Source organism: Micromonospora sp. WMMA2032, from assembly GCF_002688545.1.
Taxonomy (GTDB): Bacteria; Actinomycetota; Actinomycetes; order Mycobacteriales; family Micromonosporaceae; genus Micromonospora; species Micromonospora sediminicola.
Map to the genome: position 1 here is coordinate 794,037 of NZ_CP024052.1, position 25,604 is coordinate 819,640.

The 25,604-nt window shown below is 73.7% G+C and carries 24 protein-coding genes and 1 pseudogene; 12 read left to right on the plus strand and 13 right to left on the minus strand.

Going from position 1 to position 25,604, the window contains the following annotated elements; genetic code table 11:
* Positions 1-5: 5 nt before the first annotated feature.
* The 4 genes from CO540_RS30735 to CO540_RS03675 are packed head-to-tail and all read right to left on the minus strand — an operon-like array spanning position 6 to position 2,210.
* On the minus strand, positions 6-245 hold the full coding sequence (locus tag CO540_RS30735) for a TrmO family methyltransferase (RefSeq protein ID WP_253866425.1): 240 nt from the start codon (positions 243-245) through the stop codon (positions 6-8).
* Entirely contained in the window at positions 239-415 is a 177-nt protein-coding gene (locus CO540_RS30740) for a hypothetical protein (RefSeq protein WP_253866427.1), read from the minus strand. The genes CO540_RS30735 and CO540_RS30740 overlap by 7 nt, the downstream gene beginning before the upstream one ends.
* Positions 412-1,353, minus strand: a complete 942-nt coding sequence (locus CO540_RS03670) for a sensor histidine kinase (protein WP_099160905.1) — start codon at positions 1,351-1,353, stop codon at positions 412-414. Before CO540_RS03670 ends, CO540_RS30740 begins: the two co-directional genes overlap by 4 nt.
* Positions 1,350-2,210 (minus strand): MEDS domain-containing protein, encoded by an 861-nt coding sequence (locus CO540_RS03675; RefSeq protein WP_172967782.1) that lies wholly within the window; start codon positions 2,208-2,210, stop codon positions 1,350-1,352. The genes CO540_RS03670 and CO540_RS03675 overlap by 4 nt, the downstream gene beginning before the upstream one ends.
* Positions 2,211-2,499: 289 nt before the next feature.
* On the opposite strand from CO540_RS03675, the pseudogene rho reads away from it, so the two are divergent.
* The 4 genes and pseudogenes from rho to CO540_RS03695 form a co-directional block, all read left to right on the plus strand.
* Positions 2,500-3,603, plus strand: a pseudogene (rho, locus tag CO540_RS03680) (transcription termination factor Rho); the annotation flags it as partial.
* A gap of 97 nt (positions 3,604-3,700) precedes the next feature.
* Positions 3,701-4,786 carry a DUF3626 domain-containing protein gene (locus CO540_RS03685; RefSeq protein ID WP_253866429.1) on the plus strand — a complete coding sequence of 362 codons (1,086 nt, stop codon included), beginning with the start codon at positions 3,701-3,703 and terminating at the stop codon, positions 4,784-4,786.
* Between the two features lie 213 nt (positions 4,787-4,999).
* A complete protein-coding gene (locus tag CO540_RS03690; RefSeq protein ID WP_099160907.1) occupies positions 5,000-5,725 on the plus strand; it encodes a hypothetical protein in 726 nt (241 codons plus the stop codon).
* 581 nt (positions 5,726-6,306) lie between these two features.
* Positions 6,307-6,858: a hypothetical protein gene (locus CO540_RS03695; protein ID WP_099160908.1), complete on the plus strand. Its 552-nt coding sequence runs from the start codon at positions 6,307-6,309 to the stop codon at positions 6,856-6,858.
* Positions 6,859-6,916: 58 nt separating this feature from the next.
* Here CO540_RS03695 and CO540_RS03700 read toward each other — a convergent pair whose 3' ends face one another.
* From CO540_RS03700 to CO540_RS03710, 3 genes are all read right to left on the minus strand, one after another.
* The gene (locus CO540_RS03700; protein WP_099160909.1) at positions 6,917-8,542 is read right to left on the minus strand and encodes an alkaline phosphatase; all 1,626 of its coding nucleotides are present in this window, start codon (positions 8,540-8,542) and stop codon (positions 6,917-6,919) included.
* Positions 8,543-8,647: 105 nt separating this feature from the next.
* Positions 8,648-9,574 (minus strand): S9 family peptidase, encoded by a 927-nt coding sequence (locus CO540_RS03705; protein ID WP_099160910.1) that lies wholly within the window; start codon positions 9,572-9,574, stop codon positions 8,648-8,650.
* Positions 9,571-9,912, minus strand: coding sequence for a hypothetical protein (locus CO540_RS03710; protein WP_099160911.1), 342 nt, complete (start codon positions 9,910-9,912; stop codon positions 9,571-9,573). The genes CO540_RS03705 and CO540_RS03710 overlap by 4 nt, the downstream gene beginning before the upstream one ends.
* A 72-nt stretch (positions 9,913-9,984) precedes the next feature.
* Between CO540_RS03710 and CO540_RS03715 the strand changes: the two genes are divergently transcribed.
* Entirely contained in the window at positions 9,985-10,626 is a 642-nt protein-coding gene (locus CO540_RS03715; RefSeq protein ID WP_253866431.1) for a helix-turn-helix domain-containing protein, read from the plus strand.
* Here the strand turns inward: CO540_RS03715 and CO540_RS03720 are convergent.
* The gene (locus CO540_RS03720) at positions 10,525-11,985 is read right to left on the minus strand and encodes an MFS transporter (protein WP_099160913.1); all 1,461 of its coding nucleotides are present in this window, start codon (positions 11,983-11,985) and stop codon (positions 10,525-10,527) included. The two genes, CO540_RS03715 and CO540_RS03720, sit on opposite strands and share 102 nt — an antisense overlap.
* A 71-nt stretch (positions 11,986-12,056) precedes the next feature.
* On the minus strand, positions 12,057-12,293 hold the full coding sequence (locus tag CO540_RS03725; protein WP_091574374.1) for a hypothetical protein: 237 nt from the start codon (positions 12,291-12,293) through the stop codon (positions 12,057-12,059).
* 126 nt (positions 12,294-12,419) lie between these two features.
* Between CO540_RS03725 and CO540_RS03730 the strand changes: the two genes are divergently transcribed.
* Complete coding sequence (locus CO540_RS03730) at positions 12,420-13,556, plus strand: geranylgeranyl reductase family protein (RefSeq protein WP_099160914.1); 1,137 nt, start codon at positions 12,420-12,422, stop codon at positions 13,554-13,556.
* Here the strand turns inward: CO540_RS03730 and CO540_RS03735 are convergent.
* Positions 13,543-14,577, minus strand: coding sequence for an NAD(P)-dependent alcohol dehydrogenase (locus CO540_RS03735; RefSeq protein ID WP_091577607.1), 1,035 nt, complete (start codon positions 14,575-14,577; stop codon positions 13,543-13,545). The two genes, CO540_RS03730 and CO540_RS03735, sit on opposite strands and share 14 nt — an antisense overlap.
* A gap of 95 nt (positions 14,578-14,672) precedes the next feature.
* On the opposite strand from CO540_RS03735, the gene CO540_RS03740 reads away from it, so the two are divergent.
* Entirely contained in the window at positions 14,673-14,858 is a 186-nt protein-coding gene (locus CO540_RS03740) for a hypothetical protein (protein ID WP_099160915.1), read from the plus strand.
* A 31-nt stretch (positions 14,859-14,889) separates the two neighbouring features.
* Here CO540_RS03740 and CO540_RS03745 read toward each other — a convergent pair whose 3' ends face one another.
* Positions 14,890-16,680, minus strand: a complete 1,791-nt coding sequence (locus CO540_RS03745) for a bifunctional UDP-sugar hydrolase/5'-nucleotidase (RefSeq protein WP_099160916.1) — start codon at positions 16,678-16,680, stop codon at positions 14,890-14,892.
* A 150-nt stretch (positions 16,681-16,830) separates the two neighbouring features.
* Between CO540_RS03745 and CO540_RS03750 the strand changes: the two genes are divergently transcribed.
* Positions 16,831-17,733 (plus strand): SDR family oxidoreductase, encoded by a 903-nt coding sequence (locus CO540_RS03750; protein ID WP_099160917.1) that lies wholly within the window; start codon positions 16,831-16,833, stop codon positions 17,731-17,733.
* Between the two features lie 33 nt (positions 17,734-17,766).
* Here the strand turns inward: CO540_RS03750 and CO540_RS03755 are convergent, their stop codons facing one another.
* On the minus strand, positions 17,767-18,417 hold the full coding sequence (locus CO540_RS03755) for a nucleotidyl transferase AbiEii/AbiGii toxin family protein (RefSeq protein ID WP_091574379.1): 651 nt from the start codon (positions 18,415-18,417) through the stop codon (positions 17,767-17,769).
* Positions 18,414-18,740, minus strand: a complete 327-nt coding sequence (locus CO540_RS03760; protein ID WP_099160918.1) for a hypothetical protein — start codon at positions 18,738-18,740, stop codon at positions 18,414-18,416. Before CO540_RS03760 ends, CO540_RS03755 begins: the two co-directional genes overlap by 4 nt.
* A gap of 407 nt (positions 18,741-19,147) precedes the next feature.
* Here CO540_RS03760 and CO540_RS03765 point away from each other — a divergent pair, with 407 nt between their 5' ends.
* The 4 genes from CO540_RS03765 (at position 19,148) to nrfD (ending at position 25,578) form a co-directional block, all read left to right on the plus strand.
* Complete coding sequence (locus tag CO540_RS03765) at positions 19,148-19,729, plus strand: hypothetical protein (protein ID WP_099160919.1); 582 nt, start codon at positions 19,148-19,150, stop codon at positions 19,727-19,729.
* 293 nt (positions 19,730-20,022) lie between these two features.
* A complete protein-coding gene (gene fdh, locus CO540_RS03775) occupies positions 20,023-23,349 on the plus strand; it encodes a formate dehydrogenase (RefSeq protein WP_253866432.1) in 3,327 nt (1,108 codons plus the stop codon).
* Positions 23,342-24,385 carry a 4Fe-4S dicluster domain-containing protein gene (locus CO540_RS03780; RefSeq protein ID WP_099160922.1) on the plus strand — a complete coding sequence of 348 codons (1,044 nt, stop codon included), beginning with the start codon at positions 23,342-23,344 and terminating at the stop codon, positions 24,383-24,385. Before fdh ends, CO540_RS03780 begins: the two co-directional genes overlap by 8 nt.
* Positions 24,382-25,578, plus strand: a complete 1,197-nt coding sequence (gene nrfD / locus CO540_RS03785) for an NrfD/PsrC family molybdoenzyme membrane anchor subunit (RefSeq protein ID WP_099160923.1) — start codon at positions 24,382-24,384, stop codon at positions 25,576-25,578. Before CO540_RS03780 ends, nrfD begins: the two co-directional genes overlap by 4 nt.
* Positions 25,579-25,604 lie beyond the last annotated feature (26 nt).

Below are 25,604 nucleotides of genomic sequence, written 5' to 3' on the forward strand. Positions count from 1 at the left end.
GCGGCTCAGCGTTCCCCGTCGAGCACCGGCTTGAGGTCGACGACGGGCGTGCCGTCCAGCGCCTCCAACGCGTCCACCCGCACCCGGGCGCCGGTCACCTCGAGCAGGCGTACCCGGTGCACGCCGACCGGGTTGGGGCGGTGCGGCGAGCGGGTGGCGAACACCCCGGCCTCCGCGCGGGTGACGTCACCGCGCGGGTGCACCGTGAGGACGTCCCGCCGGGCCCGGTCCAGCCAGGTCAGCACCAGCACCTCCGCCCCGGGCGCAGGCCCGCCAGCGCCGGGAGGTACGCCTCGTCGAACACCAGCCACGCCTGCGGCGCGCCCTCGTCGCCCTGACAGGGCGCGGTGGCCGGATCGGTCAACGACGACTCCACCCGGCCGACCGGGCGGAGCAGGTGTGCGGGCGTCGTCACGCGGTGTCCCCTCTCCGCAGGTGCAGCCGGACGGTGGTGCCGGCGACCCCGGTGTGCACCCGCACCAGGTCGCACAGGGCGTGCACGATGACCAGGCCGCGCCCGCCGATGCCGTCGTGCCCGGGAGCGAGCCGACCGGCCAGCGGGTCGGACAGCCGGCCGTCGTCGTGGACCTCGCACACCACGTGCCGGTCGGTGAGCCAGAACCGCAGCGTCCCCGAGCCGGCGGCGTGGGCGATGCTGTTGGTGGCCAGCTCGGTGACCGCGATCTGCAGGTCGGCCACCCGGTCCGCGTCCAGCCCGCCGGCGCTCGCGTGCCCGGCGACGAAGCGGCGGACCTCCGGCAGCGTGTCCAGGGTGTAGCGGAGCACCGACACCGGCCCGTCGGGTGCGGGCAGCGGTCGGTTGTGCCGCGCGATCACCTCCGCCGGCGCGTACCCGGCGACGCGGCGGCGCCCACCACGCTCCACGAGCGTCGGATGGGTGCAGCGGGCCTCCGCGAGCACCCCCGGCTCGAGCCGGCCGGCGTCGTACGGGCACAGGACGGTCATCGCCCGGTCCGCCAGGGCCCCGTTGATCGCGGCCTCGTGCTGGGCGCAGGCCGGGTACTCCTCCACCGAGCGTCCGGCCCAGATCGGCTCGCCGATGACCCGCACCCGCCGGCCGGGATGCCGGTCGGCGAACGCCTGGAGCACCCAGGGGATGATCCGTCCCGGGTTGCGCCCGGCCTCGCCCATGTCGGCCCATCCGACCGTGTCCGCGGCCGGCCCGAGCGCGGCGCGCAGCAACGCCAGCCGGGGCGCCGGCGCGGCCACCAGCACCGGCTCACCGGCCGCCAGTCCCTCATGGACGAACGGCACCGCGACCGCCAGCAGGCTCGCGGCGTCGGTGTAGAACGACAGCTCGTGCCGCAGCCCCACAGCGGTCGGCGCGCTCATGCCGGGGCCCCGGAGGTCACGCCGCCCAGCACGTGCAGCAGCCGGTGCAGCGCCGGCCGGCAGCCGACCAGCCGGATGCCGGTGTGGCTGGCCCGGTCGGCCCGGGCCAGCTCGGTGGCGGCGCCGGCGTCGGCGAAGCTCATGTCGGTCAGGTCCAGCACCGGCGGCCCGGCCGGCGCGCGTTCCCCGGCGGTCAGGTCGGCGAGCAGCGCGATGAACGCGTCGCGGTTGCTGCGGTCCACCTGCCCCACCAGCCTCAGGCCGGGCGGGTCGCCGGTCCGGTACGCGCGCAGCAGCGGGGACCAGGTGCGCGGCGGATGCGGCCCGGCGGTGCCCGGGTGGGCCGCCGCGAGGATCCGCAACTGCTCGGCGGGGAACCGGCGCCGGTCGTACAGGCACAGGCCGGCGACCCGGCCGTCCGGGAAGAGGGGATTGAGCGCCTGCTCGTAGCGGCGCAGCTCGTCGAGGCTCACGGCGGTGCCCAGCACCCACGTCATGTCGCCGCTGAGGCGTATCCCCGGATAGCCCTCCCGCCGGGCCCGGATGACCTCGTCGCGCACGGCCTCGGCCATGGCGGCCGGGGTCGGCCGGCCCCCGGCCAGGAAGGCCTCCACGGCCGGCAGGATGCGCAGCTGGCCCGCCGCCACCGCGGCCTCGGTCGGCACGCCGACGGCGTCGACGCGGGCGCGGACCGCCTGCGGCGTGGACGTCTCGGTGAAGCAGACCACCTTGTGGCCGCGGCGCAGCCCGGTGGCGGCGAAACGGCCGACCGTGTCGAGCGCGTCTCCGTCGTCGTCGTGGATCCAGCAGACGTGGTCCCCCAGATCGACCTGGTCGACCACGGTCGTAGCAGTCACGGTGCGAGCCTTCCCGGTGGACGCGTGCCTCACTGTAACGCCGCGCCGGGGCGCCGATCCGCTTGCCCGCCGCGCCGCCGAGGGGTTAGCCTGCCCGTGGACCCGGAAGCCGGCGCACGGCGCCGCCCGACGTCCGATCTTCCCCAGGTGGCCGGTCCTGTCCGGCTCTCCGCCCGTGGTCGCATCCCCGGCTTTCCGCCCGGAGGGTTCCCGCAGGCACTCCTTCCCCTGCCGTCCGCACCGGCCGGCACGGTCCCGAAAGGCAACCCCCATGACCTCCGCATCACGTCCCGTCAGCGGTGTCGTCGACATCGTCGACGGGCACGCGTGGCTCCGGGTGGACGGCTACCTGCCGTCCGCCGCCGACGTCCACCTCGCCGCCGGTCAGCTGCGCCGGCACGGCCTGCGCCGCGGTGACCTGGTCACCGGCACGGTCCTCGCCGCCCCGCGTCCGGGCCGGCCGGTGCCCTTGGAGCGGCTGGACGGCATCAACGGCGTGCCGCCGGAGCAGGCCCGCCGGCGGCGCGACTTCTACCAGCTCACGCCGGTGTACCCACGGGAGCGGCTGCGGCTGGAGACCGAGCCGCACATCCTGACCACCCGGGTGATCGACCTGGTGATGCCGATCGGCAAGGGTCAGCGGGCGCTGATCGTGTCGCCGCCGAAGGCCGGTAAGACGATGGTGCTGCAGGCGGTCGCGGACGCGATCACCCGCAACAACCCGGAGTGCCACCTGATGGTGGTGCTGGTCGACGAGCGGCCGGAAGAGGTCACCGACATGTCCCGGTCGGTGAAGGGCGAGGTCGTCGCGGCCACGTTCGACCGTCCGCCGCAGGACCACACCACCGTGGCGGAGCTGGCGATCGAGCGGGCGAAGCGTCTGGTCGAGCTGGGGCACGACGTGGTCGTGCTGCTCGACTCGCTGACCCGCCTCGGTCGTGCCTACAACCTCACCGTCCGCTCGGCCGGGCGTACGCTCTCCGGCGGTGTCGACGTGGCCGCGCTGACCCCGCCCAAGCAGCTGCTCGCCGCGGCCCGCGCGATCGAGGAGGGCGGTTCGCTGACCATCCTGGCCTCGGCCCTGGTGGAGACCGGCTCGGCCGCCGACACCCTCATCTTCGAGGAGTTCAAGAGCACCGGCAACGCCGAGCTGAGGCTGGACCGCGCGCTCGCCGACCGGCGGACCTTCCCGGCCGTCGACCTGCGGGCCTCCGGCACCCGGCGGGACGACCTGCTCTGCACCGACGTCGAGCGGCACCGCCTGCGGGCACTGCGATCTGCGCTGTCCACCCTGGACCGTCAGGCCGGCCTGGATCAGCTGCTGCGCCAACTCGCGGCCACCGGCGGCAACGCGCATCTGCTGGCCCGCCTCGGCGCCGCCGCCCACGGTTAGGATCGTCGACCATGGCGGAGCAGAGGTACACCGCCCCGCCGTACTCCAGGAAGAAACCCCTCGCCGCCCGGACGCCGGGCCGGCGATACTCGACGCCGTGCCGGGGACCGTCCTGACCGAAGCCCAGTCCGCCGCGCTGCGACACGTGCGTGACGTCGCCATGCGCGACCGCCCGGCGGCGCTCGCCGTCATCGCGAAGCATCTCGCCGGTTCGGGCACGTCCTACCGGTACGAGGAGGTCCTCGCGGCGGTGACCGCGCACGGCCGGCTGACGCTCAACTTTCACCCGGACCGGCTGCTGCGCGACGGCCGCACCGTGGCCGAGGCACTCGACGAGGAGGGCGTCTACCGCAGCCAGTTCGAGACCGGCATCGGCAACGGTGGGCTGACCGCGTTCCCCGGCGGCGACCGGGACGTGTGGGAAGCCGCGCTCTTCGGCGGCGCGTACCAGCGTCCCGGCGTGCTCCCCGCCGAGCGTCCCAGGTACGGCGGCCTGAACCTGCTCGACCATCCGGACGGCGCCTGTCCCCGGTTCGGCTCCTGTCACCTGCGGCTGCGTCCGGAGGCGTTGGCCCGCGCCACGTTCTGCTTCGGCGACAGTCACCTCGGGCCGACCGAGGTCGGCACCGCCGTCGTCTTCGAGCCGGTCCTCGCCGCGCTGCTGACCGCGACCGAGGGGACGGGCATCAGCCTGGGGGTGGCCGGAATGGACACCGGCACCCTGCTGCGGGCACTCCTGCGCCGACGTGAACGGGCGTCCGAGCAGGCCGGTCGCGCGCTGGACGACTACATCGAGGCGCAGGTGCACGGCGAGCTGAGTCTCGCCCGCGACGTCGAGGCCGTGGTCTGCGACCCGTCCTTCCGCGGCACCCGCGAGGGACGGCTGCTGGCCGCGATCGCCGCCCGGCACGGCTTCGCGCTGCGCTGGCACGCCGGCTTCGAACTGGCCGTGGACGACGTCGACGCCGAGTTCCGCGGACCGGACATCCCGCCGTTGGCCGCCCGCGTGCACGCCGAGTTCGCCCGGCCGGGGGAGCCGCTGCACGCGGCGCTCGTCGGTCGCGCCGCCGCATCCCTGGTACGCGAGCCGCAGCGCTGGGCCGACCGCGGGCCGGCCGAGGTGACCCACCAGCACCTCAAGCAGCTCTGGCACGTGCTGGTCCGGTTCGGCCGTCCGGCCTGATCGTCCCGTTCCGGCACGGGCCGGGCCGGGCTGTCCGATACCCCGGGTGACCTGGACCGCAGCTCTCGCCGCGCCTGGCATATCCGGAATGACCGACACGTCGAGCGGGTTGTGTTCCCCGTACCGCCGGCATCGCAAACCCCGTACCCGCCGGTAGTCCGCCAAGGGGCGCTCACCCCGGAGCGCGTCGTAACGATCGAAAGGGCAACCATCGTGAAGCAGCACTTCACCCGATGGCTCCCCGCCATCGCGAAGACCGCCGTCGCCAGGACCACCGACCTGGCCCAGAACCGCCGCGCCGTGCTGACCGTCGCGGGCGTGGCCGCCCTGGGCGGGCTGGCCTTCGGCCCCACCGCCGTCGCCGCCCCGGTGACCAGCGGACCGCACGCCGGCGCCAAGGCCGCCATCGACCTGGCCACCGGCAAGAAGACCGCCACCGAGACGGTGAAGTCCGGCCTGACCACCGGCAGCGACAAGGTGCCGAGCAAGGCCGACCGGCCGGCGCGGGACCGGCTCATGCCGCACGGCGTCGAGGGCGCGCAGTCGCGGATCCCGCTCGACGACGCCCAGCTCGACAACGCCAAGGCCATCGTCAAGGCGGCCAAGGAGTCCGGCGTGGGGGAGCGGGGCGCCGTGATCGGCGTCGCCACCTCCCTGCAGGAGTCCAAGCTCTACAACCTCGGTCACCTCGGCGCGTACAACGACCACGACTCGGAGGGTCTGTTCCAGCAGCGCCCGTCGTCCGGTTGGGGCACGTCCGAGCAGATCACCGACCCCGAGTACGCCAGCAAGGCGTTCTTCGGCGCGCTGAAGAACGTCGGCGGCTGGCAGGACCTGCCGCTGACCGCCGCGGCGCAGACGGTCCAGGTGTCCGCCTACCCGTACGCGTACGCGCAGTGGGAGGAGCAGGCCGCGGACATCGTCCAGCAGGTGTGGTGACCCGTCACGCGTGAACGGCCGGCCCCGGCTTCCGGGGCCGGCCGTTCCACGTCCCCGTCCGTCGCGCTCGGCTGGTGGGCCGGTGGGTGGAACGCCATGGGTGTCTCCGAGGTCGGGAGGCACCCGTAGCGTTCCACCAACGAGATCAACGGGCGGTCGGTGGAACGTCATGGGTGTCTCCGAGGCCGGTACGCACCCGCGGCGTTCCGCCGACGGGAGTCAACGGGCGACGGGTGGATCGGGCTGGGTGTCTCCTGTGTCGGGATCACCCATGGTTGCCCGGCTGCCCGGGTGGGGTGGGTGTCCGGTTCGGTGGTGGTGGGCGGCACCCGGGGCGTGGAATCGCCGGCGGGTGGGCGGCGTTGTAACCCGGTGAACGACCGAGCAGGCGAACCCCGCCCGCACCGCCGTGTCCCCGCCCCCGGGGAATGACGGCCGGTAGCCGGTCGTTACACATCATCCCGGCGCCGTGACGAGGCCCCCCGCCCCGCGAGCCAGCCGGATCCCCCCAAGACTTTTTTGAGCGCCTGACGGTGCCCACACCCCCCCCGGTGTGTTGACCCCCGAATGGAGCCCCTCTGATGAACACGATCCTGCGTAAGAGCATCCTGGGTGTTGCTGGTCTGGCCTTCACCGGTGGTGTGTTCGCCGGTCCGGTCGCCGCCCACGCCGACACCGCCCACACCGCCGCCAAGCCGGTCGTGGCTGTCGCGTCCGTGCAGGGTGAGCAGTCGCGCATCGACCTGAACGACGAGCAGCTGGCCAACGCGAAGGCGATCATCGCCGCGACGAAGAAGGCCGGTCTGCCGGAGCGGGCCGCGGTCATCTCGATCGCCACTGCCCTGCAGGAGTCGAAGCTGGAGAACCTGGGCCACCTCGGCGACAAGAATGATCACGACTCGCTGGGTCTGTTCCAGCAGCGCCCGTCGAGCGGTTGGGGCACGCCGGAGCAGATCACCGACCCCGAGTACTCCACCCTGGCCTTCCTCAAGGGCCTGAAGCAGGTCGACGGCTGGGACAAGATGCCGCTGACCGAGGCTGCGCAGACCGTCCAGGTCTCCGCCTACCCCGACGCCTACGCCCAGTGGGAGAAGCAGGCCACCGACATCGTGGCCGAGCACTGGACCAAGTAAGACCGAAGGCCGGCACCCCGAACCCGGGGTGCCGGCCTTCGCGCGTGCCGGCAAGGGGTCAGGCCAGCGCGGCCTCGGCCCGCAGCCGGGACGACCCGGCCCCCACCGACCAGCCGGCCACCCACCGGCTGCCGCTGGTGCTGCTGGTGCGGTCGGCCAGGTGGTACCAGTCCATCCGGCAGCGCTGCGGGGTCACCTCGAAGACCCCGTACCCGTGTCCGTCGAGTTCGGTCCACCGCACGTGCGGGTTGGTGGACCGGATCAGGCCGGCGCCGAGCTGGCTCAGCGCGTTGCCCGCCGGCAGCTTCAGGAAGTCGTTGACGTTGTCGCTGGTCACCGACGGCACCACGAACTCGGCCGCGGCCGGGTTGGCCGACCCGGTGGCGCGGGTGGTGACCTCGTTGGCCCACGAGGTGTGGATGTCGCCGGTCAGGAACACCACGTCCCGCGTGCCGGTGGCCCGGATGTGGTCCACCAGCTCGTTGCGGTCGGCGTTGTATCCGTCCCACTGGTCGGCGTTGAGCACCGCGCCGTTCTCCGGGATGCCGAGCAGCTTGCCGAGCGGGCCGAGCAGCCACGCCGGCATGGCGCCGACGTCCACCCGGGCGATCATCACCGGGTTGCCGACCAGCTTCCAGCGGGCCGTGGACCCGGACAGGCCGGCCTTCAGCCAGGCCATCTGGGCGTCGCCGGTGATCGTGCGGGCCGGGTCGTCGACGGCCGTGCCGGTGGCCTGCGCCGACCGGTACGAGCGCAGGTCCAGCATGGACAGCTCGGCCAGCCGGCCGAAGCGGAACCGCCGGTAGATCGCCCCGTCGACGCCGACGCGCACCGGCATCCACTCCAGGTACGCCTGCCGGGCGGCGGCGAGCCGGTCGGCGAACGGTCCCTCGGTGCCGGGCGTGTGGTTCTCCGCGCCACCGGACCATTCGTCGTTGGCCACCTCGTGGTCGTCCCAGGTGATGATCCACGGCACCGCCGCGTGCAGCGCCTGCAGGTGCGGGTCGGTCTTGTAGAGCGCGTGCCGGATCCGGTAGTCGGCCAGCGTGAGCACCTCGTGCGGCGGCTGGGTGGGCCGCACCACCCGGCCGGCGGCGGTGAACTCGCCGGTCCCGTACTCGTAGAGGTAGTCGCCGAGGTGGACGACCAGGTTCAGGTCGTCCCGGTCGGCCAGCCGCCGGTACGCCGCGAAGTAGCCGGCCTCCCAGTTGGCGCAGGACACCACGCCCAGCCGCAGCCGGTCCACCGCCGCGTCGTCGGGCGGGGCGGTGGTGGTGCGGCCGGTCGGCGACCAGGCGTCGGCGTACCCGAAGCGGTACCAGTAGGTGGTCGCCGGGTCGAGACCGGAGACGGCGACCTTCACGGTGTGGTCGCGGGCCGCCCCGGTGGGGAACGTGCCGGCGGCCACCGGCGCGGCGAAGTCCGGGTCGGCGGCGACCTGCCAGGTCACCTCCACCTCCGGGCCGGCGCCGGAGCCGGGCAGCGCGTCGGGGGTGGGGGTGACCCGGGTCCAGAGCAGGATCCCGTCCGGCAGCGGGTCACCGGAGGCGACGCCGTGGCGGAACGCGGCGGTGGCCGCGCCGGCGGGGGAGGTGCCGGCCAGGGTGGCGCCGGCGAGCACGGCGGTGCCGGCGGAGGCTCCGGCCAGGCGCAGCAGGGTGCGACGGTCGAGGGTGTTCGTCATGACCCTTGTATCTACCGCTGTCGACGTCCGTCGCGCTGCCCCCGAGCGTGGATTTCGCCGCTTCTTCCCTGTCGGTTCGTCTGTCGGTCGTCCGCCGGGGCACTGTCAGGCGACGTCGGCGGCCCGCGCGGTGAGCCACGAGACGACCGCGTCGAGCACGGACCGGTGGACCGGTTCCCGGACCTCGCGGCGGTACGCCCGCAGCGACGGCGGCCCGGGTTGGCGGCGCAGCACGTGGGTGACGTCGGGGAGCAGTCGGGTCAGCACCGGCCCGCCCGCGGCGGCGGCGATGACGGCCAGGTCCGCCGGGTCGGTCTGCAGATCCTTGTCGCCGGTGACCGCGAGGACGGGGACGTGCACCCGGGCCAGGTCCGGCCGGGGGTCGTACCGCAGGAACTCCCGCATCCACCGGGCGTTGACCCGCTGCCCGCCGATGCGGGCCACGTCCGCGGTGGTGGCGAGGATCTTCTCGTGGTTGCGGGCGACCTTGGCCTCCAGGTCGGTTCGGGTGAGCCGGAGCAGCAGGCGTACCGGCGCGGGCAGCGTGGGCAGCAGCAGCGCCGCCTGCCGGCGCAGGACCTCGGCGCCGGTGCGGCCGGTGCCGGCGACCAGGACCAGCCCGGCCAGCGGGACGCCTCGGGCGGCCAGCGCCACCGCGGTGAGGGCGCCCTCGCTGTGCCCGACCAGGAACAGTTTCCGGGAGTCGACGGCCGGGTCCGCGGCGAGCGCGGCGAGCGCGGCCGCCGCGTCCTCGACGTTGTCGTGGAACCCGGTACGCAGGAACTCTCCGGTGCTGTCGCCGACGCCCCGGCGGTCGTACCGGAGGGTGGCCGTTCCGGCGTCGGCCAGGGCCGCCGCCAGGTCGCGTTGGATCCCCAGGGGTAGGCGACGGTGATCGCCGTCGCGGTTCAGGGGGCCGGAGCCGGGCAGCAGCAACGCCCCGGGGTACGGGCCGGCTCCGTCGGGCCGGGTGAGCGTGCCGACGAGCCGGTGGCCGTGGGAGGGGAACTCCAGGGGCCGTCCGGTGCTCATCCGCGCACCGCCTCGGCGAGCGCCGCGGCGTCGTCGGCGCCGATGAGCAGGGCGTCGTAGCGCTGGTCGGTGAGGGTGATCCGGACGGCGGGCTGGCCGGTGCGGACGCTGACGAACTCCCGGCCGGCCGCGCCGCGCCAGGTGCCGACCTTGCGCAGCCCGGGTACGCCGAGCCCGGGCGCCCGGAGGCCGCGGGTCGCGTGCAGACCGTCGGGCACGACGGTGGCGGTCCGGACGGCGGAACGGGGGAACGACAGGTCGCCACGCAGGGCCCAGACCTTCTCGGCGGCGGTGAGGCGGACGTGGATCCGGTCGGCGGTCAGGTGGACGGTGGCCATCGGGGCTCCTCCTCATTTGTTCTCGCTGCTGATAACATTACCGCTGATGAGAAGAACAGGGAGGTGCCTGTGGTGCTCGACACCACGGAGCTGCTGCTCCACCCGATCCGGCTGCGTGTCGTCCAGGCGTTCCTCGGCGGCCGGACGCTGACCACCACCGACCTGCGGGCGGAGCTGAGCGACGTGCCACCGGCGACGCTCTATCGGCAGGTCGCCATGCTGGTCGACCACGACGTGCTGGCAGTGGTGGGGGAGCGGCGGGCGCGCGGCGCTGTCGAACGGAGCTACCGGCTGAACGAGGCGGCGGCGTCGGTGGACGCGGAGACCGCGCGCGCCCTGAGCCCGCAGCGGCACCGCCAGGCGTTCCTCACGTTCGTCGCGGGTCTGCTGGCCGACTTCGACCGCTACCTCGACGGCGGCGGCGGTGACCTGGGCCGCGACCAGGCCGGCTACCGGCAGAACGCCTTCCATGCCAGCGACGCCGAGGCGGCCGAGTTCGTCGCCCGGTTCCGCGGCCTTTTCGCCGAGTACGCGGCGCTGCCCGCCGGCCCCGGGCGCAGCCGCCGGCTGCTCACCACGGTCCTGCTGCCCGGCGGCGAGGGCGCCGACCGGTCAGGACCGCGACGGGGCGCCGGAGCTCCGGTGACCGAAGAGGACGTCCACCAGGGCGGCGACCAGCGCCAGCACGATGATCCCGGCGGCCAGCAGCAGTGAGTGCCGGAACGCCACCGACCAGTCGCCCCGGTTCGCCGCCAGGGTGGAGAAGAACAACGCGCCGACCGCCGCGATCCCGGCGGCCGAGCCGATCCGCTGCCCGGTCTGGAGCATGCCGGCGCCGCTTCCGGCCATCGGCACCGGCACCTCGGAGAGCGTGAGCGTCTGGTTCGGCGCGATCACCAGGCCGCTGCCGAGGCCGGCGACGAGCAGCGGCAGCGCGGTCCGCAGCGGCACGTCGTCGTGCGGCCCACCGGTCAGCACCAGGTCCGTCGCGACCAGTCCGAGCACCACGGCCGCCAGCCCGACGGCGACCAGCGGCCGGCCGTAGCGGGTGACCACCCGTCCGCCCAGCGCCGACGCGACCGCCGAGCCGAGCGCGAACGGGGTGATCGCCAGGCCGGCGACCAGCGCGCTGTAACCCAGACCCATCTGCAGGTAGAGCGTGAAGATGAAGAAGATCGCGGTGAAGCCGGCGAAGTAGATCAGGCCGATCAACGCGCCCAGCGTGTACGAGCGCAGCGTGAACAGCCGCAGGTCGAACAGCGGCTGGGTGTGCCGGGCGTAGCGGCGTTCCCAGAGCGCGAACGCGGCCAGCAGCAGCAGGCCGACGGGGATCAGCAACCACTTGGCCGAGCCCTGCCACTGTTCCCGCTGCACCAGCGGCAGCAGGATCACGGTGACGCCGACGCCGAGCAGCAGCACGCCGACCGGGTCGAGCCGGTGCCGGTCGGGCTGGCCGGCCGGTCGGGCCGGCACGAGACGCCAGCCGAGCACCATGGCCACGATGCCGACCGGGATGTTCACGAAGAACACCCACCGCCAGCCGTGTTCGGCGCCGCCGAGCTGGATGAGCAGCCCGCCGAGCAGGGGGCCGACAGCGGTGGAGATGCCGATGGTGGCGCCGAGCAGCCCGAACGCGCGGCCCCGGTCGGCGCCCCGGAACAGCTGCTGGATCATGCCGCTGACCTGGGGGTTGACCACGCCGGCGGCGGCGCCCTGCACCAGCCGGGCGATGATCAGCCAGGTCGGTGAGGTGGCCAGGCCGGCCAGCGCGCTGGTCAGCGTGAACAGCCCCACCCCGACCACGAAGGCGGTACGTCGGCCACGCGCGTCGCCGAACCGCCCGGCGGGCACCAGCACCAGGCCGAACGTCAGCGCGTACCCGGAGAGCACCCACTGCAGGTCGCTCGGGGTGGCGCCGAGCGCCCGGTCGATGGACGGCACGGCGACGTTGACGATGCTGACGTCCAGCAGCGTCATGAACGCCGCGACCAGGCCGACGCCGAGCGCGCGCCAGCGGCGCCGGTCGTCGTACCCGGTGTCCTGCACCGGCGTCGACGACCGGTCCCCGCTCATCGCGCCCCCCACCGACCGTCGATCACGCATCCCCGATCGCTACCCGGCCCCCGGTGGGGCAAACGACGCGATCAGGCCGTCTGACGTGCGCACCACCGCGGTCCGAAGTCCAGGCCGGACATCGGCGAGTCCTCCCGGTGCAGCAGCCCCCGCTCGGTGAGCGCGTGCAGCGGTTCCCGCAGCTCCTCCTCGGTCATTCCGGTCTCCTCGGCGATCAGGTCCGGGTAGGGGACGTGTCCCCGCACCTCCAGCGCGGAGACCGCCTGGTACACCCGTTCCTCGACCGCGGACAACTGGACCTGAGGCATCGCGTCCCTCCTCGGCGTGGACCGTCCGATCGGCAGACGGCCGGCGACCGGCGGTTACCCGGGCCGCCGACGTTGATGCCCACCCGATCGAGGGTCCTGCCGGGCGGTCCCGGCTAGGCTGCACCCGTGATCATCTGGGACCTCGTCGTGGTCGGTGGCGGGCCCGCCGGACTCTCCGCCGCCGTTGCGGCGGCCCGGGCCGGTGTGCGCACGCTGGTGGTCGAGCGGGCCACCCACCCCCGGTACAAGACCTGCGGCGGCGGCCTGATCGGCACCTCGCTGGCCGAGGTCGACGGGCGGATCGAGGTGCCCGCGCACGACCGGGTCGACCGGGTCACGTTCACCCGGGACGGACGACGGGCGTTCACCCGCCGGCATCCCGCGCCGCTGGTCACCATGATCCGCCGGGAGGAGTTCGACCACCGGTTGCGCGCCGCCGCGGTCACGGCCGGCGCCCAGGTCCGCGAGGGCGTCGCGGTCCGCGCGGTGGAGCAGGACCCCGACGGGGTACGCCTGCGGCTGGCCGACGGCGAGGTGGTGCACGCCCGTGCGGTGGTCGGTGCGGACGGCTCCTCCGGGGTGACCGCCCGGCACGTCGGGGTGCGGTTCCGCCAGGTCGACCTCGGGCTGGAGCTGGAGCTGCCGGCGTCCGCCGCCGACCAGCAGCGGTGGCGGGGCCGGCTGCTGATCGACTGGGGGCCGGTGCCCGGCTCGTACGCCTGGGTCTTCCCCAAGGGCGACCGGCTCACCGTCGGCGTCATCTCCGCCCGGGGTGAGGGCGAGCGGACCCGGGCCTACCTGCGCGACTTCGTCGAGCGGACGGGGCTGTCCGGGGTGACCCCCGAGCACGACTCCGGCCACCTCACCCGTTGCCGCGCCGACGACTCACCGCTGCGCCACGGGCGGGTCCTGGTCGCCGGCGACGCGGCCGGCCTGCTGGAGCCGTGGAGCCGGGAGGGGATCAGCTACGCGCTGCGCTCCGGTCGGCTGGCCGGCGAGGCGGTCGCGGCCGGCGACCTCGACGCGTACGGGCGGGAGGTCCACCGGCGGCTGGTGCCGGAGATGCGCGCCGGGCACCGGCTGCTGGAGGTCTTCGAGCGCCGCCCCGACGTGTTCCACGCGATGCTGGCCAGCCCGCCCGGCTGGCGGATGTTCGCCCGCTTCTGCCAGGGGCGGGCCAGTTTCGCCGAGGTGCTCGACCGGCGGCCGGTGCGGGCCGCGCTCGCCGTGCTCGACCGGCTGCCCCCGCTCAGGGGACGATGACCGCCCGGCCGTGGATGTCGCCCCGGCGCAACGCCTCGTACGCCTCGGGCGCCTCGGCCAGCGGGAACGTCTGCACGTCGGCGTGCAGCCGGCCGTCCCGCGCCAGCGCGACGACCTCCTGGAGTTCCGCGCGGGTGCCCCAGAACGGGACCACCACGCCGGTCTCCAGCGGCACCGTGGGCGGTTCGTCGGCGACCGGCCGGACCGGAAGCGTGCCACCGGCCAGGCCCACGAGCAGCAGCTGACCGCCGGTCGCGACGACCTGCCGGGCGGTGTCCAGCGTGGGCTGCGCGCCGACGAAGTCGAGCACCACGTCCGCGCCGTCCGGCGGCGGGCCGACCAGGTCGCGGATCTTGTCGACCGAGTCGGGGCCGGCCTGCACCACGTGGTGGGCGCCGAGACGGCTGGCCAGGTCCAGCGCGGCGACGTTGGTGTCCACCGCGACGATCCGCACCGCCGTGGTGGCGAGCAGGATCTGCACCGCCATGTGGCCCAGCCCGCCGATGCCGATCACCACGCAGGTGGTGCCGGGCCGCAGGCGGGGCCGGGCCAGCTCCACCGCGTGGTACGGGGTCAGCCCGGCGTCGGTCAGCGGGGCCGCCTGGGTCAGGTCCATGTCGCCCACGTGCAGCAGCCGGGACGCGGGCACCACCACGTACTCGGCCAGCCCGCCGTCGCGGCTGAGCCCGATGCCGCCGACCGGCGTGACCCGGCAGCGGTTCTCCTCGCCGCGCAGGCAGGCCCGGCAGCGCCCGCAGCCGATGATGCCGTAGACCGCGGCCCGGTCCCCGGACGACCAGCCGTCCACGCCGGGCCCGGCCGCCTCGACCGTGCCGGCGATCTCGTGGCCCAGCGTCATCGGGGTGGGGAACATCCCCGCCGCCGCGTCGAGGATGTGCAGGTCGGAGTGGCAGGCGCCGACCGCCCCGACGCGCAGCAGCACCTCACCGGGCCCGGCCTCGGGCGTGGGGACCTCGGCCAGCTCCAGCACCCCGGGTGCGGTCATCCGTACCGCGCGCATGTCGCCCTCCCCCTCGTCGCCGTCGGTCTCGCGGCGGCATACCCGTGCCGTCCCGGTTGATACCGGTCCCGGCCGGGCGGGCGCACAATGCGGGCATGAGCGAGCGGGGTGAGCCGTTCACCGACGAGGAGTACGCGTTCCTGCGGCATGTCCGCTTCGGCGAGCTGCCGAACCGGGTCCGCCCCGAGGAGCGTGCGGAGTCCACCGAGACGGACACCCGCCCGGACCGGCCGGACCCGGCGGGCGGCGAGTCCGAGTGGCACCTGCGCGCCGGCGGCTGACGGGGCGGACCCCGCCAGCCGCCGGGGTGGATCAGAAGACCGGCACGCCCTCGCGGACGAGCTTCCAGTTGGGCACGAAGAAGTCGGCCGGGTCGATGACGCCCTTGGCCTGCGCCCAGTCGATGAGCAGCTGGCGGATCTCCTGCTGCGCGTTGTAGACCTGCGTCTTCACGATGCCGGGGAAGTTGCCGCCGCCGCTGCGCCGGTAGTTGTTCACCGCCACCACGAACTGCGCGTCCGCCGCCACCGGGGTGTCGGTGCCGGCCAGCACCAGGCGGCTGATCCGCTGGCCGACGGGCTTGGAGATGTCGATGTCGTAGTCGACGCCGGAGAAGACGTCGTAGTTGTAGTCCGGCACCGCCGGGTCGCTGATGGTCTCCGGGTTGACCGGCGCGCCCACCGGGACCGTGACGAAGTACTTCGCCGAGTACTCCAGGTACGCCTTCACCTCGGCGCCGGTCAGCACGACCGCCTCCAGGGTGTTGTCGTAGACGTAGAGGCCGGCCACGTCGCGGATCCGCACGTCACCCTGCGGGAAGACCGCGGTGCGGCTGAACGGCGCGGCGATCGACAGCACCGGCAGGCCCGCGTACGCGCCGCCGGCCAGCGCCGCGGTGACCACCTCGGTCTGGACGTGGTTGATGAAGTCGAGGATCGGGGTGTCCTTGTACCGCGACTCGGCGGCGGACAGCTCCACGCTCGACTGCGCGACCACCCGGTTGACGTACTCGACGGTCTTGGCGTGCTGGCCGCGGACGGCCGCGAGCACCGCCGGGTCCTCGACCACGGTGTTGGTGTTCAGCGTGGTGGCCGACGAGTCGACGACCTTCCAGCAGCCCTTCTCCCGGGTCAGCGTGAAGTCCATCCGGGTGAGCCGCTGGCCCCACTTCGACGGCTCGGAGGTGAGCACCGCCCTGCCGGTCTTCAGGTTGGTGACGAACTTCTCCGGCACCTCGTTGTGGGCGTGGCCGAACAGGATCGCGTCGATGCCGGGGACCTGCTCGGCGATCAGCGCGGTCGGGTTCTCGTTCGGCAGCTCCGGGCCGTAGCTGGAGGTGCCGCTGTCGCCGCCGTGCGCGGAGATGATGACCACGTCGGCGCCACGCCGGCGCATCTCCGGCACCCACTTGGCGGCGGTGGCGACCATGTCGGCGAAGACCAGGCGGCCCTCGACGTTGGCCTTGTCCCAGATGGCTACGCCGGGGTTGGTCAGGCCGAGGATGCCGACCCGCAGCTTCGGCGCGCCGTGGCCGCCGAGCCGGACCTCCTTGATCACGTACGGGAGGAACGCCGGCTTGCCGGTCTTCGCGTTGATCGCGTTGGCGGCGAGGGCCGGGAAGCCGAGCTGCTCGATCCAGGTGGCCAGCAGCGGCAGCCCGTAGTTGAACTCGTGGTTGCCCAGCGTGACCGCGTCGTACTTCAGCACGTTCATCGCGTTGGCCATCGGGTGCGTCTCACCGGTGCTGGTGATCGGCTCCTGCTTGGCGTAGTAGGTGGCCAGCGGGGTGCCCTGGATCGTGTCACCGGCGTCCAGGACCAGCGTGGCCCGGCCCTTGCGCTCGGCGCGGATCTGGTTGACCAGGGTGGCCAGCTTCGCGACGCCGACGTCGTTGTGCTTGCTGTCGTCGAACTCGGCGTCCTTGTAGTAGTCCCAGTTGTAGACGTTGCCGTGGGTGTCCGAGGTGCCGAGGACGGTCAGGTCCCAGGTCTTCGGCTGCTTCGGCTTCGCCTCGGCGGGCGCGCCGGCGAGCAGCGGGGCGGTCGCGGCGGCGGCCGCCACGGCCAGCACCTGTCGACGCGAGGCGCCGGAGGAGGAGGTCATGAGGTGCCTTTCCATGGGGGGTACGCGCCTCGTGGGCGCCGTTGCGCACCATAACCACCACCTGTCACGCACGCCACACCGGCCCGAGATGTTCCGCCTCTCGTCACCCGCTGCTGTTTTCCCGCAGGTCTCCCGGGTAGGGGCGCAGTCATGACCGAGGACCAGTTCACCCAGCAGCACCCCACCGAGCAGTACGGCCAGCGCGCGGGCCAGCCGGCGCAGCAGCAGTCCACCCCCGGCAGCGAGCAGGAGATGGGTCCGAAGCCTGACCACGGCGAGGAGTCGTACCGGGGCAGCGACCGGCTCACCGGCAAGCGGGCGGTGATCACCGGTGGTGACTCCGGCATCGGTCGCGCCGTGGCGATCGCCTTCGCCCGGGAGGGCGCCGACGTCCTGGTCTCCTACCTCGGCGACGAGGAGGAGGCGGACGCCCGCGAGACGGTCGCCCTGATCGAGCAGGCCGGGCGCAGGGGCGTCGCGGTCCGCACCGACCTGCGCGAGGAGGCCAACTGCCGCGAGCTGGTCGAGCGCGCGGTCGCCGACCTCGGCGGGATCGACATCCTGGTCAACAACGCGGCCTACCAGATGTCGCAGGACAACGGCCTGCTCGACATCAGCACCGAGCAGTTCGACCGGGTCTTCAAGACCAACGTGTACGCCATGTTCTGGCTGTGCAAGCTCGCCGTGCCGCACATGAAGGAGGGCTCGACGATCATCAACACCTCGTCGATCCAGGCCTTCGACCCGTCGCCGGAGCTGCTCGACTACGCCACCACGAAGGCGGCCATCGCCAACTTCAGCAAGGCGCTCGCGCTGAACCTGGCCGAGCGGGGCATCCGGGTGAACGCCGTCGCGCCCGGCCCGATCTGGACGCCGCTGATCCCGGCCACCATGCCGACGGAGAAGGTGAAGCAGTTCGGCACCGACGTGCCGCTGGGGCGTCCCGGCCAGCCGGCCGAGCTGGCCCCGGCGTACGTCTTCTTCGCCTCCCAGGAGTCCAGCTACGTCACCGGCGAGATCCTCGGCGTCACCGGCGGCAAGCCGACGAAGTGACGGTGCCGCCCGCCGGCGGTCCGACCCCGCCGCTCAGCGGGGCCAGACGGCCATCCGGCGGCGCACCTCGGCGATCCGCGCGGCGTCCAGGCCGTAGCGGGTGAACCGCCGGTCGGCCAGGCCGTCCAGGTAGCGGCCGGCGGCGCGCACGTCCTCGTCGTCCAACGCCGGGTCCACCTGCCGGGCCAGGTCCAGCAGGTCGGCCACGTCGTAGCGGTCCAGCGCGGCGGCGACGTCGATGTAGTCGCGTACCTCGCGCCTGTTGACCAGCGCGGCGGTCTTGTTGGCGATCAGGTCCCGCACGTCCATCACCGGCCCGAGGTCCATCACCACCGGGCTGCGGTGCCGGTCCAGGCGGGCCAGGCTGAGGCGGATCTCCCGGCCGTCCCGGCGCACCACGAAGTCGCGCAGGTCCCGGTCGAAGCCGTCGAACACCTCGCCCAGGCCACCGGGGTCGGCGTCCTGCACCTGGTATCCGGCCCGCTCCAGCGCGGCGCGCACGCCGTCCGCCGCCGCCGCGGGGGCGCCCTCCACGTCGGCGAACAGGTCGACGTCCTCGGTGGGGCGGGTGACCAGGCCGTGCGCCGCCCACGCCACCCCGCCGCCGAGCACGAACCGGTGCCGGCCGGCGGCGGCGAGCGCGACCCGGGCCACCTCCCGGTAGAAGTCGTGCGGATGTGTCACGCGGCGCGCAGGCTCCGGTGCCGGCCCTCCCAGGCCAGGCGGACGCCCCGGGGCAGGTTGAGCAGCGGCCACACCCGGCGCAGCGTCCCCGCGTGGATCAGCTCGCGCAGGTCCGCCACGCGGGTGGTCTCACGCAGCACGTTCTCGTACATCCAGAGCAGCTCGTCCGGGTCGCCGAGGTCGAAGGCGCGTTCGCTGCTCCACATCAGGCGCACCGGCAGCTCGACGATGCCGGTGGTGGGGCCGGCCAGCTCGTCCAGGGTGCGTGCCACCACGGCGGGTCGCCCGGGCCGGGCGAGGTACGCGCTGGTGGTGGCCGACATGGCATCAGGGTAACCCCTCCCGCGCGCTCCGCCCCCGCCCGAGGTGTAAGGAAGGGCCCCCGCTTAACGCCTCCGGTAGTAGAGGGGCCCCCGCTTAACACGCGCCGCCCCCGCGCGCGGCGTGCGCGGTTTGGGGGTATCTGGGGTAGTGGGGGTCACCCGGAAGGCGGAATCGGTGCGGGGGCGGGGGCGTTGTACAGGGGGTACGGCCGAGCAGGCGCGCACCGCGCCCCGCCGGAATGACGGCGGGCAGCCGGTCGTTACACCTGGTCCCGGTGCTCACGAACAGGCCCCCCGGCCCGGTGAGCCGGTCGGATCCTTCCCCCGAAGACTTCTCTGAGCGCCTGACGGCTGCTCGCGTGCCCACCCCCCCCCCGGGCGCGTCGACCCCCGAACGGAGCCCCCCCATGAACACCATGCTGCGCAAGAGCATCCTCGGTATCGCCGGTCTGACCGTCGCCGGTGGCCTCGCCGCCGGCCCGCTGAACCACTCCGACGGCACCCCCGCGCCGCGCGAGAGCGCCGTGGCCGTGCAGAGCCGCCTCGACACCGCGACGCTGATCCCGCACGGCGTGCAGGGCGCCCAGTCCCACATCGACCTCACCGACGAGCAGACCGCCAACGCCGAGGCGATCATCGCCGCCACGAAGAAGGCCGGCATGGACGAGCGCGCCGCGGTCATCTCGATCGCGACCAGCCTGCAGGAGTCGAAGCTGGAGAACCTCGGGCACCTCGGCGACCGCAACGACCACGACTCCCAGGGCCTGTTCCAGCAGCGCCCGTCCAGTGGCTGGGGCACGGTCGAGCAGATCACCGACCCCGAGTACTCGACCACGGCCTTCCTCAAGGCCCTCAAGCAGGTCGACGGCTGGCAGGACATGCCGCTGACCGTCGCCGCGCAGACCGTCCAGGTCTCGGCCTACCCCGACCACTACGCCCAGTGGGAGCAGCAGGCCGCCGACATCGTCGCCCAGCACTGGAACAGCTGAGACCGGCGGTGACCGGGGTCACGACGGCCAGCGGAAGAACCGTGGCCCCGGTACCGTTGTGCAGAGCGTCGGTGTGTCCAGTGTCCCCGGGCCTCACCTAAATTGCCTTCGCGGAATACCGTTCGGCTGGAGCCGCGTCGTGCCACTCGCCGAGAGGCGACCTGCACACCGACGCCCAGCGCCGCCCCGACCGACAGGTCGGGGCGGCGCTGTTTCGGGCTCGACTCGCGGGGGTCGGCCGCCTGCCCTAATGTGCAGGAGGTGAGCCGTTCTCGACGGAGGGGGGTGCCCGGGTGGGTCTGAAGACGTTCATCCAGGGGTGGCCGGTCTACCGGCAACTCACCGGCGCCGACCCGCTCGGTCGCGGCGCCGCCGCCCAGTCGGCCCGCTCCGCCGACCTGACCGCCCGCACCGAGACCGCCGACGGCATGGCCCGCTCGGTCTGCCCCTACTGCGCGGTTGGCTGCGGCCAGCGGGTCTTCCACAAAGACGGGCAGGTCACCCAGATCGAGGGCGACCCGGACAGCCCGATCTCCCGCGGCCGGCTCTGCCCGAAGGGCGCGGCCAGCAAGAGCCTGGTGACCAGCCCGCTGCGCCAGACCACGGTCCGCTACCGCCGGCCGTACGCGACCGACTGGGAGGACCTGGACCTCGACGTCGCGCTCGACATGATCGCCGACCGGATCCTCGCCGCCCGGGCGGAGACCTGGGAGGAGGTGGACGACGAGGGCCGACCGCTCAACCGGACGCTCGGCATCTCCAGCCTCGGCGGCGCGACGCTGGACAACGAGGAGAACTACCTCATCAAGAAGCTGTTCACGGCGATGGGGGCGCTCCAGATCGAGAACCAGGCCCGCATTTGACACTCCGCCACCGTCCCCGGTCTGGGGACCAGCTTCGGTCGCGGCGGCGCGACGGACTTCCAGCAGGACCTCGCCAACGCTGACGTCATCGTCATCCAGGGCTCCAACATGGCCGAGGCCCACCCGGTGGGCTTCCAGTGGGTGATGGAGGCGAAGAAGCGCGGCGCGAAGGTCTTCCACGTCGACCCGCGGTTCACCCGCACCAGCGCGCTCGCCGACACGTACCTGCCGATCCGGGCCGGCACGGACATCGCGCTGCTCGGCGGCGTGGTGCGCTACATCCTCGACAACGAGCTGGACTTCCGGGAGTACGTGCTGGCCTACACCAACGCGGCCACCATCGTCAGCGAGCAGTTCGCCGACACCGAGGACCTGGACGGCCTCTTCTCCGGCTACAACCCGGAGACCGGCTCGTACGACCACGCCAGCTGGCAGTACGAGGGCCAGGAGGGCAACACCAAGGTCCGGGGCACCGGCAAGGAGCGCGACTCGGCCTCCGGGCTGGAGCACGAGTCGCACGGCGAGCCGGTGCCGGCGCAGACCCAGCGGGACGAGACGTTGCGGCATCCGCGCTGCGTCTACCAGATCCTCAAGCGGCACTTCGCCCGCTACACCCCGGAGATGGTGGCCCGTGTCTGCGGCATCCCGGAGGAGAAGTTCCTGGAGCTGGCCCGCGCCTGGACGGAGAACTCCGGCCGGGAGCGCACCGGCGCGCTGGTCTACTCCGTCGGGTGGACGCAGCACAGCGTCGGGGTGCAGTACATCCGGACCGGGTCGATCATCCAGACGCTGCTGGGCAACATGGGCCGGCCGGGCGGCGGCATCCTGGCGCTGCGCGGGCACGCCAGCATCCAGGGCTCCACCGACATCCCGACGCTGTTCAACCTGCTGCCCGGCTACCTGCCGATGCCGCACCACGCCGACCACCCGACCTTCGACGAGTGGGTGGACAGCATCCGTCACCCCGGGCAGAAGGGCTTCTGGGGCAACTCGCGCGCGTTCGCGGCGAGCCTGCTCAAGGCCTACTGGGGTGACGCGGCGACGCCGGAGAACGACTTCTGCTACGGCTACCTGCCCCGGATGACCGGCGACCACGGGACGTACCAGCAGGTCCTCAACATGATCGACGGCGACATCAAGGGCTACTTCCTGCTCGGCCAGAACCCGGCCGTCGGCTCGGCGCACGGCCGCGCCCAGCGCCTGGGCATGGCGAACCTCGACTGGCTGGTCGTGCGCGACCTGTTCCTGATCGAGAGCGCCACGTTCTGGAAGAACAGCCCGGAGATCGCCACCGGGGAGATCGTGCCGCAGGAGTGCCGCACCGAGGTCTTCTTCCTGCCGGCGGCCTCGCACGTGGAGAAGGAGGGCACGTTCACCCAGACGCAGCGGATGCTGCAGTGGCGGGAGAAGGCGGTCGAGCCGCCGGGCGACGCCCGCTCCGAGTTGTGGTTCTTCTACCACCTGGGCCGGAAGCTGCGGGAGAAGCTGGCCGAGTCCACCGAGCCGCGCGACCGGGCGCTGCTGGACCTAACGTGGGACTACCCGACGCAGGGCCCGCACGCCGAGCCCAGCGCCGAGGCGGTGCTCAAGGAGATCAACGGCTACGAGGTGGCCACCGGCCGTCCGCTGAACGCGTTCGGCGAGGCCAAGGCCGACGGCTCCACCGCCATCGGTTGCTGGATCTACTCCGGCGTCTACGCCGACGGGGTCAACCAGGCGGCCCGCCGCAAGTCCCGGCACGAGCAGGACTGGGTGGCCGCCGAGTGGGGCTGGGCCTGGCCGGCGAACCGGCGCACGCTCTACAACCGCGCCTCCGCCGACCCGGAGGGCCGGCCGTGGAGCGAACGCAAGAAGTACGTCTGGTGGGACCCGGACGCGGGCGAGTGGACCGGCTACGACGTGCCGGACTTCGAGAAGACGAAGCCGCCGTCGTACCGTCCACCGGCCGACGCCTCCGGGCCGGAGGCGCTCGCCGGTGACGACCCGTTCGTCATGCAGGGCGACGGCAAGGCCTGGCTGTACGCGCCGAGCGGCGTGCTCGACGGCCCGCTGCCGACGCACTACGAGCCGGCCGAATCACCGATGCGCAACCCGCTCTACGGGCAGCAGGCGAACCCCACCCGGAAGATCTACGAGCACCCGGTGAACCGGATCAACCCGAGCCCGCCGGAGCCGCACAGCGGGGTCTTCCCGTACGTGTTCACGGTCAGCCGGCTCACCGAGCACCACACCGCCGGCGGGATGAGCCGGACCGTGCCGCGCCTGGCCGAGCTGCAACCGGAGATGTTCGTCGAGGTGTCCCCGGAACTGGCCGCCGAGGTCGGCCTGGCGCACCTGGGCTGGGCGCACCTGGTCAGCGGGCGGGCGGTGATCGAGGCGCGGGTGCTGGTCACCGACCGGCTCACCCCGCTGCGGGTGGACGGCCGGATCATCCACCAGGTCTGGCTGCCCTACCACTTCGGCAGCGAGGGCCTGGTCACCGGCGACTCGGCCAACGACCTGTTCGGCATCACGCTGGACCCGAACGTGCTCATCCAGGAGAGCAAGATCGGTACCTGTGACGTCCGGCCGGGCCGGCGTCCCACCGGGCCGGCGCTGCTCGACCTGGTCGGCGACTACCAGCGGCGGGCCGGCATGACCCCGGACCGGAAGGTGCCGATCGTGACCACCGACGTGCTGGGTGGGGAGAACGCGGCCGGCAGCACCGACGAGCAGACCCCCGAGGCCGCGGCGCGCGACGGAGAAGACGATGCCTGACGCCAACAGCCTGTACGGCCCGCTCGACCCGGCCCCCGACGCGGGCTGGACGCAGGCGCCGCCCCGGATGGGGTTCTTCACCGACACCAGCGTCTGCATCGGCTGTAAGGCGTGCGAGGTCGCCTGCAAGGAGTGGAACGGCGTCCCGGACTCGGGCTTCGACCTGCTCGGCATGTCGTACGACAACACCGGCGCGCTGACCGCGAACTCCTGGCGGCACGTCGCGTTCGTCGAGCAGCCCCGGCCGGCGGGGCACCGCACCGCGCCGTTCGCCGGCGACCCGACCGGTCCGGCGACCAGCTCGGCGTCGGCGTCGGTCGGGGCCGCCACCGCGCCCGACACCGGCACCAACCCGGGTCTGCCGGTGGGGCGTCCCGAGGCGGCGGCGCGGATGGCGGCCGGCCCGGAGTTCCTGGGCATGCCCGGCGCGCAGCCACCCGGGCGGGGCAGTGGCGCGGAGAGCCGCACCGACTTCCGCTGGCTGATGATGTCCGACGTGTGCAAGCACTGCACGCACGCGGCCTGCCTGGACGTGTGCCCGACCGGCTCGCTGTTCCGCACCGAGTTCGGCACCGTGGTGGTGCAGGAGGACATCTGCAACGGCTGCGGCTACTGCATCCCCGCCTGCCCGTACGGCGTCATCGACCAGCGCAAGGACGACGGCCGGGCGTGGAAGTGCACGCTCTGCTACGACCGTCTCGGCGCCGGGATGACCCCGGCCTGCGCGCAGGCGTGCCCCACCGAGTCGATCCAGTACGGCCCGCTGGACGAGCTGCGCGAGCGGGCCGCCGACCGGGTCGCCGCGCTGCACGAGCGGGGGGTCCCGGAGGCGCGCCTCTACGGTCACGACCCGACCGACGGGGTGGGCGGCGACGGCGCGTTCTTCCTGCTGCTCGACGAGCCCGAGGTGTACGGGCTGCCGCCCGACCCGGTGGTCACCACCCGGGACCTGCCGAAGATGTGGAAGCGGGCCGGGCTGGCCGCGCTGGCCATGGCGGCGGCGACCGTCGCCGCGTTCGTCGGAGGATCGTCGTGAGCCCGGACCGCCCGGTGGGTGCCCTGTTTCGTCGCTTCCGGGAGCGGCTGGCCGCCGAGCCGGGCAGCGCCGCCGGAGGGGGCGCCGCCGCAGAGCAGGGCCCGGGCGGCCGCGACAACGGCAGCCGGGCCACCGGCACCGGCCCGGGCGGGGGCCACACCGACGCCGGCGCCCGCGAGGCCGGGCTGGCGCCGCACCCGCCCCGCGACGCCGCGCCGACGACCCGTCGCCGCCGTGGCGGCAAGGGCGGCGGCGAACAGCTCACCGTCCCGCCGGCAAATTTCACGTCCTACTACGGCCGGCCGATCCTGAAGCCGCCGGTGTGGCGGTGGGACATCGCCGCGTACCTGTTCACCGGCGGGCTCGCCGCCGGGTCCTCGCTGCTGGCCGCCGGCGGGCAGCTCACCGGGCGTCCGGCGCTGCGCCGCGCGGGCCGGGTCACCTCGCTCGCCGCGGTGAGCGCCAGCGCCTACTTCCTCGTCAACGACCTGGGCCGCCCCAGTCGGTTCCACCACATGCTGCGGGTGGCGAAGCTGACCTCGCCGATGTCGGTGGGCACCTGGATCCTCACCGCGTTCGGGCCGGCCGCCGGGCTGGCCGCGGTCGCCGAGGCCGCACCCCGGCTGCCGCGCCACGGCGTGCCCGGGCTGGGCCGCCGGCTGCTGCCCCCGGTCGGCGACGCCGCCGGGCTGGTCGCCGCCGTCACCGCGCCGGCGCTGGCCACGTACACCGGGGTGCTGCTGGCCGACACGGCGGTGCCGTCGTGGCACGAGGCGTACCCGGAACTGCCGGCCATCTTCGCCGGCAGCGCGCTGGCCAGCGGCGCCGGCGTGGGGCTGCTGGCCGCGCCCTGCGCGCAGGCCGGCCCGGCCCGGCGCCTCGCGGTGGCCGGCGCGGCGCTGGAGCTGTGGGGCTCGCACCGGGTGGAGAACCGGCTCGGACTGCTCAGCGAGCCCTACACCGAGGGCACGCCCGGCGCGTTGCTGCGGGCCGGCCGGTCGCTGACCGCGGCCGGGGTGGTCGGCGCGCTGGTCGGCCGCCGCAGCCGGCTGCTGTCCGCGATCTCCGGCGGCGCGCTGCTCGCCGCGTCCGTCTGCACCCGTTTCGGGATCTTCCACGGCGGCGTCGCCTCGGCCCGGGATCCGAAGTACACGGTCGTGCCGCAACGCGAACGCGCCGACCGGCGGGCCTGACACCTCGCCGGGCAGTTGGTCCGCCC

Bases quoted from the DNA above. Each gene is read 5' to 3' on its own strand.
- CO540_RS03670 (WP_099160905.1), bottom strand. From the start codon at position 1,353: ATGAGCGCGCCGACCGCTGTGGGGCTGCGGCACGAGCTGTCGTTCTAC.
- CO540_RS03695 (WP_099160908.1), top strand. From the start codon at position 6,307: ATGAACACGATCCTGCGTAAGAGCATCCTGGGTGTTGCTGGTCTGGCC.
- CO540_RS03700 (WP_099160909.1), bottom strand. From the start codon at position 8,542: ATGACGAACACCCTCGACCGTCGCACCCTGCTGCGCCTGGCCGGAGCC.
- CO540_RS03705 (WP_099160910.1), bottom strand. From the start codon at position 9,574: ATGAGCACCGGACGGCCCCTGGAGTTCCCCTCCCACGGCCACCGGCTC.
- CO540_RS03710 (WP_099160911.1), bottom strand. From the start codon at position 9,912: ATGGCCACCGTCCACCTGACCGCCGACCGGATCCACGTCCGCCTCACC.
- CO540_RS03720 (WP_099160913.1), bottom strand. From the start codon at position 11,985: ATGAGCGGGGACCGGTCGTCGACGCCGGTGCAGGACACCGGGTACGAC.
- CO540_RS03725 (WP_091574374.1), bottom strand. From the start codon at position 12,293: ATGCCTCAGGTCCAGTTGTCCGCGGTCGAGGAACGGGTGTACCAGGCG.
- CO540_RS03735 (WP_091577607.1), bottom strand. From the start codon at position 14,577: ATGCGCGCGGTACGGATGACCGCACCCGGGGTGCTGGAGCTGGCCGAG.
- CO540_RS03740 (WP_099160915.1), top strand. From the start codon at position 14,673: ATGAGCGAGCGGGGTGAGCCGTTCACCGACGAGGAGTACGCGTTCCTG.
- CO540_RS03745 (WP_099160916.1), bottom strand. From the start codon at position 16,680: ATGACCTCCTCCTCCGGCGCCTCGCGTCGACAGGTGCTGGCCGTGGCG.
- CO540_RS03750 (WP_099160917.1), top strand. From the start codon at position 16,831: ATGACCGAGGACCAGTTCACCCAGCAGCACCCCACCGAGCAGTACGGC.
- CO540_RS03760 (WP_099160918.1), bottom strand. From the start codon at position 18,740: ATGTCGGCCACCACCAGCGCGTACCTCGCCCGGCCCGGGCGACCCGCC.
- CO540_RS03765 (WP_099160919.1), top strand. From the start codon at position 19,148: ATGAACACCATGCTGCGCAAGAGCATCCTCGGTATCGCCGGTCTGACC.
- CO540_RS03780 (WP_099160922.1), top strand. From the start codon at position 23,342: ATGCCTGACGCCAACAGCCTGTACGGCCCGCTCGACCCGGCCCCCGAC.